10 protein-coding genes and 2 tRNA genes are annotated in these 11,880 nt (G+C 34.7%); 5 read left to right on the top strand and 7 right to left on the bottom strand.

Annotated features, from left to right (window positions below):
• Window positions 1-14 precede the first annotated feature (14 nt).
• Window positions 15-101, bottom strand: a tRNA-Ser gene (locus tag EA412_11970).
• A 121-nt stretch (window positions 102-222) separates the two neighbouring features.
• Entirely contained in the window at window positions 223-921 is a 699-nt protein-coding gene (locus EA412_11965) for a DUF4197 domain-containing protein (GenBank protein ID TVR77114.1), read from the bottom strand.
• 247 nt (window positions 922-1,168) lie between these two features.
• Here EA412_11965 and EA412_11960 point away from each other — a divergent pair, with 247 nt between their 5' ends.
• Window positions 1,169-2,245, top strand: coding sequence for a PQQ-dependent sugar dehydrogenase (locus tag EA412_11960; protein ID TVR77113.1), 1,077 nt, complete (start codon window positions 1,169-1,171; stop codon window positions 2,243-2,245).
• A gap of 21 nt (window positions 2,246-2,266) precedes the next feature.
• On the opposite strand, the gene EA412_11955 is transcribed toward EA412_11960, so the two are convergent.
• Window positions 2,267-2,341: transfer RNA gene (locus tag EA412_11955), tRNA-Val, on the bottom strand.
• 128 nt (window positions 2,342-2,469) lie between these two features.
• On the bottom strand, window positions 2,470-3,498 hold the full coding sequence (locus tag EA412_11950; protein ID TVR77112.1) for a hypothetical protein: 1,029 nt from the start codon (window positions 3,496-3,498) through the stop codon (window positions 2,470-2,472).
• 48 nt (window positions 3,499-3,546) lie between these two features.
• Here EA412_11950 and EA412_11945 point away from each other — a divergent pair, with 48 nt between their 5' ends.
• From EA412_11945 to EA412_11930, 4 genes are all read left to right on the top strand, one after another.
• Window positions 3,547-4,326 (top strand): hydrolase Nlp/P60, encoded by a 780-nt coding sequence (locus EA412_11945; GenBank protein TVR77111.1) that lies wholly within the window; start codon window positions 3,547-3,549, stop codon window positions 4,324-4,326.
• Window positions 4,327-4,352: 26 nt separating this feature from the next.
• Window positions 4,353-5,858 carry an NAD(P)H-hydrate dehydratase gene (locus tag EA412_11940; GenBank protein TVR77110.1) on the top strand — a complete coding sequence of 502 codons (1,506 nt, stop codon included), beginning with the start codon at window positions 4,353-4,355 and terminating at the stop codon, window positions 5,856-5,858.
• A gap of 183 nt (window positions 5,859-6,041) precedes the next feature.
• A complete protein-coding gene (locus EA412_11935) occupies window positions 6,042-7,898 on the top strand; it encodes a type IIA DNA topoisomerase subunit B (GenBank protein TVR77109.1) in 1,857 nt (618 codons plus the stop codon).
• Window positions 7,899-8,014: 116 nt separating this feature from the next.
• Window positions 8,015-8,476, top strand: coding sequence for a hypothetical protein (locus EA412_11930; GenBank protein TVR77108.1), 462 nt, complete (start codon window positions 8,015-8,017; stop codon window positions 8,474-8,476).
• A gap of 490 nt (window positions 8,477-8,966) precedes the next feature.
• Here the strand turns inward: EA412_11930 and cysN are convergent, their stop codons facing one another.
• From cysN to cysC, 3 genes are read right to left on the bottom strand one after another with little or no spacing between them, the layout of a single operon-like run.
• Window positions 8,967-10,235, bottom strand: a complete 1,269-nt coding sequence (gene cysN, locus EA412_11925) for a sulfate adenylyltransferase subunit CysN (protein TVR77107.1) — start codon at window positions 10,233-10,235, stop codon at window positions 8,967-8,969.
• Window positions 10,236-10,245: 10 nt separating this feature from the next.
• A complete protein-coding gene (cysD, locus tag EA412_11920) occupies window positions 10,246-11,151 on the bottom strand; it encodes a sulfate adenylyltransferase subunit CysD (protein ID TVR77106.1) in 906 nt (301 codons plus the stop codon).
• Window position 11,152: 1 nt separating this feature from the next.
• The gene (gene cysC / locus EA412_11915) at window positions 11,153-11,749 is read right to left on the bottom strand and encodes an adenylyl-sulfate kinase (protein TVR77105.1); all 597 of its coding nucleotides are present in this window, start codon (window positions 11,747-11,749) and stop codon (window positions 11,153-11,155) included.
• Window positions 11,750-11,880 lie beyond the last annotated feature (131 nt).

Below are 11,880 nucleotides of genomic sequence, written 5' to 3'. Positions count from 1 at the left end.
GGAAGAAAAAGAAGCGGAGAGTGAGGGATTCGAACCCCCGGTGCCATCGCTGGCACAACGGTTTTCAAGACCGCCGCATTCGACCACTCTGCCAACTCTCCGTTGCAAATGTACGAAGTTTTACAGAATAAAAAATTTAATTTTTATTTTTTTTGATAAAATGACATAAAAAACCCCTGACATTCTACTGACAGGGGTTTTAAGAAATTTATTAAGGCTAAATTAATCCTGCTCAGCAAATACTCTTCGAAGGATATCATTTACTCTTGCAGATGGATTTTCACGAATTTTCTCTTCTTCTTGTCCTACTTTTAGAAATAAACCATCTAAAGCCTTGTCTGTAGTATATCCGGCTAAATCGGTTTCAACATCCGGAGAAAAAGGATTTAAGTTATTGTAGCTGGTTGTTACAGAATTCCATTGACTATTAGCGCCTACCTTATCTAGGCTGTTTTCAATTTTTGGACGAAATGAATTAAATAAATCTGAACGGGTTTGCTGAACTAAATAATCAGTTGCAGCCGTATTATTTCCATTTAGTATACTAAATGCATCGGCTATTGTGATGTTTGATATAGCATTCATGAATATTGGCCTTGCTTCTGTAGCCGCATCTTCTGCTGCACGGTTTATACCCAAGACAGCCTCATCAACAACTGCACCTAATCCGGCATTTCTCAGAAAAGTCTCTACCTGACTTACTTCCGGTGGAAAGGCAATTCTTAAAAGCGGATTTCCAAAATAACCATCTTCCTTAGATACGTCATCTACTGAATTGTTAGTGCCTACTTCTAAAGCAGACTTTAGACCCTGCGCAACTTCACTTTCAGTCAGGCCGCTGTCGCTCAAAAAATCATCACAAGAAGTAAGGAATAAGCCGGTTAAAATAAAAACCAACGAAATTTTTTTGAAATGCTTCATAATGTTACTATTTTACTTAGTGTTTATAAATAATAAAAATAAGAATTTTTGATGTAAAATCCCTAATATATTTTTAGAAATCAATAATCCTGCCAATTTAACTGATTAAGCCGTTTTAAGAATTTTTTTATAAAACATAAAATAAAATAAACTATATTTAATCAATCGGGTTTACTTTACAACGAAAAAAATAAAAATTATGTACAAATCCTATTTTGTAGTCACATTATTAATCTTTCCTTTTTTAATGCAGTGTTCGGCTGAAAAAAATGATTTTGAAGAATCAGATGAAGATATATTTGTAATAGACACTTTACTAACCGGTTTGCAAAACCCCTGGGGGATTGAATTTTTAAATGAAAAAGAAGTACTTATAACTGAACGTTCCGGAATTTTATCTTTATATAACATGGAGTCTGAAGAAAAAATAATTCTTCAGAATTTACCTTCAAACCTTACAGAAGTTGGTCAGGGGGGATTGCTTGATATTAAAAAACATCCGGAATATGAATCAAACGGATGGCTGTATTTTACCTATGCAGCTCAAAAATCAGGTGGTTATGTTACAGAATTAACTCGTGCAAGACTTAGCGGAAATCAATTGACAGATTCCGAGTTGCTATTTTCAGCTAATAACCCTTTGAACGCCGGTCAACACTTCGGAAGTCGTATAACTTTTGATTTTGATGGTTATTTATACTTTACAATTGGTGACAGAGGACGAAAACATGATGCTCAGGATTTAAGTAATCATTCAGGAACGGTAATCAGACTCAATGATGATGGCAGTATACCGGCTGATAACCCTTTTGTAGGAGAAGAAAACAAAAAAGATGAAATTTGGTCTTATGGTCACCGAAACCAACAAGGTATGATTACTCATCCTGTAACCGGTAAGATATGGACACATGAACACGGTCCTAGAGGCGGAGATGAAGTCAATATCATTGAAAAAGGTGTAAATTACGGCTGGCCGCTGGTTACTTTTGGCGTTAACTATAATGGAACGCCGGTAGGGGATGGAGATACGACTTTACCCGGTATACCACGTCCTGTTTTGCATTGGACTCCTTCTATAGCTCCTTGTGGTATGGCCTTTGTTCATAATTCAAAATTTGAACAATGGAATGGCAGTATTTTATCCGGAGCCTTAGCCGGACAGCACCTCAATAGAATAGAAATTAATGGGGAGAACGTTATTAATGAAGAACGTTTAATGAATGGGTTTGCAAGGTTTAGAGATATTGAGCAAGGACCGGACGGATACATTTATATAGTAACAGAAAGTCCGGGTTTATTTATAAGATTAAGGCCGTCATCTTAATAAAAAGTGAGAAAAGTTAAGTGGGACGTACTGGATTCGAACCAGTGACCCCAGCCCTGTCAAGGCTGTGCTCTAAACCAACTGAGCTAACGTCCCGTTTTTGTTTGAGCAAAAGTAATTCATTTTGATAAATAAAAAAAGGGAGCAAAAATTAATTTGCTCCCTCATTGCTGTAATTAACCAACTAAACTAACTAAAACCAACAATTATGAAAAATCTTAAACTCAATTTATTCTGCTTGACGTTTGTATTCCAAAAATATTATTTACCTCTATAACGGGAACTACTCTTTCTTGTTGCCCTCTTTTTAAAATTACTCTGTAATATAAAATTGGAGAGGCTCCCGGATCTCTGTCTGTGTATTTAAACGCTAATGCAAAGTCATTTATTTCATCACCTTCAATATTTGCAATTTGAGCAAAGTTTTTCCCGTCTGTACTTCTTTCTATTTGATATTCTTCATAACGTGAATCTTCAGTATTTAACAAATTTAAAATGACTTTTTCTCTTTCCAAATTAGCCGTTAAAAAAGCTCCGTTATATATTCTGTTACCGCAAAAGCTTAAATAAGTACTATCAATAGAACCCCCTTCAACATTTCTGAAATCATTGGAACAAATATCAATATTGCCGCCAATCTGACCTTCCATATAGTTAATCAATTGTCTGTTAACAAGCATATGACCGCCATTTCCTGATATCATGCCTTTGTTTTCAAAAATATTTCCAACTATCATGCTTTCAAAATTTACCATGATACCTGTATTAATAAGGTCATTGGAAGTTTCCAGAATGTTGTTGTTTCTAACTAAACCCTGATTGTTAATGTTTCTGGAAATTAATATTCCTTTATTCTCTACTACACCTTCTTCTGTAACAACTAAACTATTTGTACCTCTAAGTGAGGATTTGTCTTTAACGATTAAAGTACCATGAACCACAACGTCTGTGTTCAACTGTACATTTTTGTTAATAATAATAGTATCGTTTTTACCAATAACATTGCCGGGATAACTCGGTAACCAAATTGTACGGTCAGAGTAGTTTCCATTAAAGTTAGCTGTGTATGTATTGGCAGTTAAGGGATTAATGAAAAATAGCTGCAATAATAAGATGAGAATTGAAACAATTGTCAAATTTATTATCCAGTAATTTTTAATGGTGGTTGATGTTTTGTTTTGCATGGTTGATGTTTTGACTGAAAATTTTAGTTTTTCTCCTGCATATACGGCATTAAAGTCACGAGGTTGCATTTTTTTTTGTTATTTTGAAAAAATATTTAATAACATTAAACATTAAGAATGCTGTATGGTATTTGCGATTTGAGTGTAATCCCTCTAAGAAGTCAGGCCTCTGATAAGTCTGAAATGACAACTCAGTTATTATTTGGAGAAACTGTACAAATATTGAATGAGGATATGGGATGGTATAATGTGATTTGTGACTATGATAAATATACAGGCTATGTTGATAAAAAACAAATTACAATTTTGAATGAAAAGACCTACAAAAAAATCATTGAACAACCATTAAGTGTAGCTCTTGATTTGGTGCAGTCTGCATTTGCCTCAAATGCTCATATTCCTGTTCTGGCCGGAAGTTTGTTTCCCAATTTTGATGGAATGAGCTTTAAAATAGGTAAAGAAAAATATATTTATAATGGTCAGGTAATCTCATTCGAATCCATAGAAAAACCGGATCGCTTTATTGAAAAATGCGCATTACGCTATCTTTATGCTCCTTATTTATGGGGTGGAAAAAGTCCTTTTGGTATTGATTGCTCCGGCTTCACCCAAATGGTATATAGAATGCTGGGGATTAAAATTCAAAGAGATGCATATCAACAAGCGGTAGAAGGTACAGAAGTAGCTTTCCCGGAACTAGCTTCTACCGGAGACCTGGCTTTTTTCTCAAAAGAAAAGGAAAAAAATATTACACACGTGGGTATTATTCTTGACAATGAAAGAATTATTCATGCCTGTGGCAGAGTAAGAATTGATAAGTTTGATCATTTTGGTATATTTAATGAAGAGTTAAAGCAATACTCGCATAAACTGAAGCTGATTAGAAGATTTTTTTAACTGTAATAAAATTCGAGTAAAAGTGTATGAAAATACTTTCATCAGATCAAATCAGAAAAGCTGATTTAGAAACTATAAAGAATAAACCTATTTCTTCTATAGGTTTGATGGAGAGGGCTTCTTCGCTATTTTCCGATTGGTTTATGACTACTTTTGATGCAGATGAGAAAATAGCTGTTGTTTGTGGTATGGGCAACAATGGAGGCGATGGCTTAGCTTTTGCCAGAATGATTTACAAAATGCAGTATAAAATAGATGTATACATTATCAAAACATCCGATAAAGGTTCAGATGATTTTGAAATAAATTTAAAAAGACTGCATGACATCGGTAAGATAAATATTATCGAAATTTCAACGAATATATCTGACTTTCAAGAATATACAGTTTTAGTTGACGCGATTTTCGGAACCGGTTTAAACAGACCTGCCGAGGGCTTTGTAAAAGAAGTTATAGAAAATGTAAATCAGGCTGAAAGTAAAGTTTGTTCCATTGATATGCCTTCGGGCTTGATGGCAGACAGTCCGTCTACAGGAAGTATTATTCAGGCAGATTATACCTTTTCATTTGAGCGCCCTAAACTGGCTTTTTTCATGCCTGAAAATGAAAAATATACCGGACAATGGGTTTATCAATCCATAGATTTGGATTCAGAGTTTATGGATAATTGTGCAGTTAAGTATCATTATCTTATTAGGGATATCGTACTACCTTTTTTTACAAAAAGGAAAAAGTTTTCACACAAGGGAAGCTTTGGTCATGTGTTGTTTTACGGAACTTCATACGGAAAAGCAGGGGCAGGGATACTAACTTCACATGCAGCTTTAAGAAGTGGTTGTGGACTCGTAAGTGCATATATTCCGGAATGTAATTACATACCTTTTCAGACAGCGATACCGGAAGTAATGGTAATGACAGGAAAAGGGAAAAAGAAATTATCGGATTTGCCGGAAAATATAGATGCCTTTGATACATTAGCCTGTGGACCGGGAATGGATACAGACAATGAAACTATAGAATCATTTTATAGTCTACTTAAAAGTTTTAAAAAACCGGTTGTTTTAGATGCAGATGCAGTAAATGCAATCAGTATAAACGATAAGTTATGGAATGTGATTCCCGAAAAAAGCATCTTGACTCCTCACCCGGGAGAGTTTAAAAGAATAGCCGGAGAATGGAAAAATGGTTTTGAAAAACTGGATAAGTTAAGAGCTATGTCGGCTAAACAAAATGTCATAATTGTTTTAAAAGGTGCATACACAGCCATTGCCTTACCGGATGGAAATGTGTATTTTAATAGTACCGGAAACTCAGGAATGGCAACAGCCGGAAGTGGAGACGTTCTTACCGGAATTATTGCAGCTTTTTTAGCAAAGGGCCTAAAACCGGAGCAAGCGGCTCTAACCGGAGTGTATCTGCATGGTATGAGCGGAGATACAGCTTTAGCATCTAAGGGAGCAGAAAGTTTAATAGCAGGAGATATCATAAACGCACTACCGTATACATTTTTAAACATAGCAAAGTTGCAATAGTTTTGCAATAAATATAGTTCAAGTATCTGCATTTCAGGTTTTTATAAAAAATATTATGAAATATTTTTCGTTTACTGAATTAGCGAAAATTGTTTTATCAACATTTGTGGAAATACAAAACTTGTAAGGTAAAGTGAAATAGTTGATTTTTGTATTTTAAATAAATTAGAAGCGGACTAAAAAATGGCAAATATTCAATATGATGAAAGTTCCATCCGTTCACTGGATTGGAAAGAGCATATTCGATTAAGACCCGGTATGTATATTGGTAAATTGGGGGATGGGACATCTCCTGATGACGGTATATACATACTTTTCAAGGAGGTTCTGGATAACTCTATCGACGAACACGTAATGGGTCATGGCAAAAGGATAGATATAAAAGTTGAAAGTGATAAAATCGTTATTCGGGATTATGGCAGAGGCATACCTCTCGGCAAAGTTGTTGATTGTGTGTCAAAAATAAATACAGGAGGTAAGTATGATTCAAAAGCCTTTCAAAAATCAGTAGGGCTAAATGGAGTGGGAACTAAAGCAGTTAATGCTTTAAGTACAAAATTCAAAGTTCAGGCATACAGGGATGGGCAAACCAAATGGGCTACCTTTAAACAAGGTATTTTAGAAGAAGATTCAAAACTTGAAAAAACTGAAGAAAAATCAGGTACAGAAGTGATTTTTGCACCGGATGAGACAATTTTCAAGCATTATCAGTTCAGGATGGAATTTCTGAAAAATCAGGTACGGAACTATGTATACCTGAATTCAGGATTGAGTATTTACCTTAACGGGGAGCGCTTTTTTTCCAAAAACGGTTTACTGGATTTGCTTTCAGACAAAACGGATGAAGAAGCTTTAAGATATCCAATCATTCACTTAAAAGGGGACGATATAGAAGTAGCTTTAACGCATGGTAATGATTATGGAGAACAGTATTTTTCTTTTGTAAATGGTCAATACACGCCTCAGGGCGGTACTCATTTAGCAGCTTTCAGAGAGGCCATAGTAAAGACTGTAAGAGATTATTACGGAAAAGATTATGATGCAGCAGACATTAGAGCATCAGTAATAGGAGCCATTTCTATACGCGTTCAGGAGCCTGTGTTTGAAAGTCAGACCAAAACAAAATTAGGCTCGCAAAATATGGGTCATGACGGACCATCTGTAAGGGCTTTTATACTTGATTTTTTAAAAAAATCACTGGATAATTTTCTACATAAAAATCAGGAAATAGCCGAAGCTTTACAAAAAAGAATTTTACAGTCTGAAAGAGAAAGAAAAGAGATTGCCGGAATAAAGAAAATCGCTCAAAAGCGAGCGAAACAGGCAAATCTTCACAATAAAAAACTTAGAGACTGCCGTGTTCATTATGGTGATGAAAAGGATGAAAGGCATTTTGACAGCACATTATTTATTACTGAGGGTGACTCTGCCAGCGGATCTTTAACAAAAAGCAGAGATGTTCAAACTCAGGCAGTTTTTAGTCTTAGAGGTAAGCCGTTAAACTCTTACGGGCTTTCAAAGCGTGTTGTATATGAAAATGAGGAGTTTAATTTATTGCAACATGCCTTAAATATTGAAGATGGAATTGAGGGTTTGCGTTATAACAAAATAGTGATTGCTACAGATGCCGATGTTGATGGTATGCATATTCGCTTGCTTTTACTGACGTTTTTCCTGCAATTTTTTCCTGAATTGGTGAGAAATGGTCATGTTTATATTTTGGAAACCCCTTTGTTCAGGGTTAGAAATAAAAAAGAAACGCTTTACTGTTACTCTGAAAAAGAAAAACAAGAGGCAGTGAAAAAATTGGGCGGCAAGCCTGAACTAACAAGGTTTAAGGGTTTGGGAGAAATTAGTCCGGATGAGTTTAGAGCATTTATCAGTGAAAGTATTCGACTGGAGCCGGTAGTTTTGGACAAAGACACAACCATAAAAAAGCTCCTGGAGTACTATATGGGCAAAAATACCATGGAAAGACAACAGCATATTATTGAAAACCTGCGTCTGGAAAAAAATCAATTATTTGTTGAAGAGGCTTGATTTAAAAAATAGTCCTAATAGGGGCTATATTTAAATAAAATAGTAAAACTCCTTTTTTACTTAGAATTTCGTAACTAAAATAGCTTTTTTCCGTAAAGAAGTTAAAAACTATCTATATGGAAATCCTAAAGCCCTTAATTCTAATTTTGGATAATGATTTGGAAAAGTATTCAGATCTTGTTCAAAAACTAAAAAAGCGATACACCTTTAAACTATTCAATAATTCCAAAGATGCATTAAAAATGTTACAGATTTCAAATGTGCATTTTTTTGTTTGTGCTGAAAAAGTTGAAAATAAAACCGGAATCGATATACTGGCAAATGCTATTATAACTAAGGCATCTGCTTTAAGGATTTTGATAAGTGAAAATCCAAGGGCAAAAAGTCTTGAACAAATAAATAAAATGCATGTTTTTTCAATTCTTAAGGAAGATTTTAGCATCAACGAATTTGATAACCTTATAGATAAAGGCTTTAAGTTATACTTTGAAGGAGATGCTGTTCAAAATAAGATGTTTAGATTACAAAAGACGAATGAACAATTAGAGTTTATTCTGACTCAGAAAATAGCTTCTTAAGATTGGTAAAAAATGAAACATCCGCTAAAAATAAGCGTATAATAAATAAATACCAAAACAACCAAGAAATGCGATGCATGTTATACTGCAGATGCCATGTATCAAAACTAAACTCCTCAGAAATGAGGAGTTTTTTTTAGTTTAAAGAGTATAAAAAAAGATAAAAATATTTTAAAGAAAAATGAAACCTCCGGGTAAAAAAGCACGTATAAAACATCAAGACTAACGTATCCAAGAAATGCGATGCATGTTATACTGCAGATGCCATGTATCAAAACTAAACTCCTCAGAAATGAGGAGTTTTTTTTAGTTTAAAGAGTATAAAAAAAGATAAAAATATTTTAAAGAAAAATGAAACCTCCGGGTAAAAAAGCACGTATAAAACATCAAGACTAACGTATCCAAGAAATGCGATGCATGTTATACTGCAGATGCCATGTATCAAAATTAAACTCCTCAGAAATGAGGAGTTTTTTTTATTTTAAGACGGTTATAAAATCATACCCGCACCCACCGTCTCATTCGTATTTTCATCTATTAAAATCACACTGCCGGTGATTCTGTTTTTAGCATAAGAATCAAAAAATAATGGTTGAGTTGTACGAATAGAAATACGGCCAATATCATTTAAACCTATATTCAAATCATCTAAGTCCCTGTGCAGTGTGTTAATATTTACTTTGTAATGTATTTTCTTTACTATACATCTTGCATCTTTGGTAGTATGCTTTATACTATATTTACCATTAGGAATTAAAGCTTTTTCATTCATCCAGCAAAGCATTATATCTAAATCCTGACCTACCTGGGGGACATTATTTTCCCGCACTATCATATCCCCACGACTTATGTCCAGTTCATCTTCCAATAATATAGAAACAGACATGGGAGGGAAGGCATGTTCAATAGCTCCGTCAAAAGTGTCTAAGGCCTTGATAGTTGTTGTAAAGCCACTTGGAAGTGCCATTACTTTATCTCCCGGTTTAAAAATGCCTCCGGCAACAGTTCCGGCATAACCTCTGTAATCATGAAAATCATCATTGTGGGGTCGGATAACATATTGAACCGGAAAACGACAATCTACCATATTTCTGTCATTGGCAATGTGAATGTCTTCCAGCAAATATAGGAGGGTAGGGCCCTGATACCACGGCATATTTTCAGAACGGTTTACAATATTATCACCGTTTAGCGCACTTACCGGTATAAATCTAAAATCCTTAGTTTCCAGTTTGCCGGCAAATGACTTAAAAGAATCTACTATTTCATTAAAAACATCTTCATCAAAATCGACTAAATCCATTTTATTGATACACAAAACGACATGTGGAATTTTCAATAATGAAGCTAAAAAGGCATGCCTTTTGGTTTGCTCTACCACACCTTTTCTGGCATCTATCAGTATGAGTGCCAAATTTGCCGTAGAAGCTCCGGTAACCATGTTTCTGGTATATTGAATGTGACCGGGAGTGTCTGCAATTATAAATTTCCGCTTAGGTGTTGCAAAATACCTGTAAGCCACATCTATAGTAATTCCTTGTTCTCTTTCAGCTCTTAATCCATCAGTCAGTAAAGCCAGATTTACGTATTTTTCTCCTCTGTTTAAGCTTGTCTTTTCAATAGCTTCATACTGATCCTCAAATATTGACTTTGTATCATACAATAAGCGACCGATAAGTGTACTTTTTCCGTCATCAACACTGCCTGCTGTAGTAAACCTAAGCAGTTCCATATCGAGATATGATTTTCCTTTTACCATTTTGTGTAAATTAAAAATAACCTAATTTTTTTCTGTCTTCCATTGCTGCTTCAGAGCGTTTATCATCTGAACGATTACCTCTTTCAGTCAAGCGGCTGGCTGCTACTTCGTTTATTATATCTTCCAGATTTTCTGCTTTAGATTCAGTAGCTCCCGTGCAAGTCACATCTCCGATTGTTCTGAACCGAACCTGTTTTTCTACAATTTCTTCATCTTCTCGGATATTCATAAAATCAGCATAGGCCATCCAAACTCCGTCTCTTTGAATACATTTTCTTTTGTGTGTGAAATATAAGCTTGGAATATCAATTTTTTCCTGCAAAATATATTGCCAAATGTCCATTTCAGTCCAGTTGCTAATTGGAAAAACACGAAAATGTTCACCCATGTGTTTTTTGCCATTGAAAAGTGACCAAAGCTCTGGTCTTTGATTTTTAGGATCCCATTGACCAAATTCATCTCTGTGGGATAAAAAACGTTCTTTTGCTCTCGCTTTTTCTTCGTCTCTACGCGCTCCGCCTATGGCTGCATCAAACTTATATTTTTCAATGGTATCGAGTAAACTTACTGTTTGCAGTGCATTTCGACTGGCATTAAATCCTTTTTCCTCAACAACTTTCCCGGTTTTAATGGATTCTTCGACAGAGCCGACAATTAGACGCAAATTATATTTTTTAACTATCTCATCCCGATATTCTATAGTTTCTTTAAAATTATGCCCTGTATCTATGTGAACAAGCGGGAAAGGGACTGTGGAAGGAAAAAATGCTTTTCTGGCAAGATGCAAAACAACTATGGAATCCTTTCCTCCGGAAAAAAGTAAACAGGGATTTTCCATCATGGCTACTACTTCTCTGAGAATAAAAATAGATTCTGCTTCAAGTTCTTTAAGGTGAGATAAATTTACATTTGGCATTTTAAAATTTGATTAAGTTCTTGATGAATTGGTAAATTTTTTCGGCACATTCTTCTGCATTCATTTCATTAGTTTTTAAAACTAAATCGGGGTTTTCAGGTATTTCAAAAGGAGCATCAATGCCCGTGAAACCCCTAATCTCTCCTTTTCTGGCTTTTTTATATAAACCCTTTACGTCTCTTTTTTCACAAATTTTCAGGGGGCAATCAATAAAGATTTCGAGAAAATCATCACCTATAATGTTTCGGGCCTGCAATCTGTCTGCATTGGTAGGAGAAATAAAGCTGTTTATAGTAATAATCCCGCATTGCAGGAAAAGCTTATTTACCTCAGCAATTCTCCGTAAATTTTCACTTCTGTCAATTTCCGAAAAGTCTAAGTTTGCATTTAAACCGCTTCTGATATTATCACCGTCAAGCACTTTAGAAATGAATGAATGCTCATGAAGTTTTTTCTCTAAAAGCGCAGCAATAGTAGATTTTCCTGAGCCGGATAAACCTGTAAACCATAGAGCTACACTCTTCTGTTTTAAAAAAGCTTGTTTATCATCCCTGCTTAACAAAAGCTTTTCTATAGGAAATAGATTTTTAGCCATAATAGCAAAAGTAAAAAGAATTTTAAATTTATTATAGTTAATCTATAAACTTAGTAGACTATCATTGTTTGAGATTTAATAATAAAATATTAAATTTGCTCGGATATATTTACTTAAAACAATTTTATATGAAA

This window comes from Chitinophagaceae bacterium, from assembly GCA_007695095.1.
Taxonomy (GTDB): Bacteria; Bacteroidota; Bacteroidia; order Chitinophagales; family REEL01; genus REEL01.
Note: the sequence above shows the minus strand (reverse complement) of the source record. Positions and strands in the feature narration are given on the sequence as shown.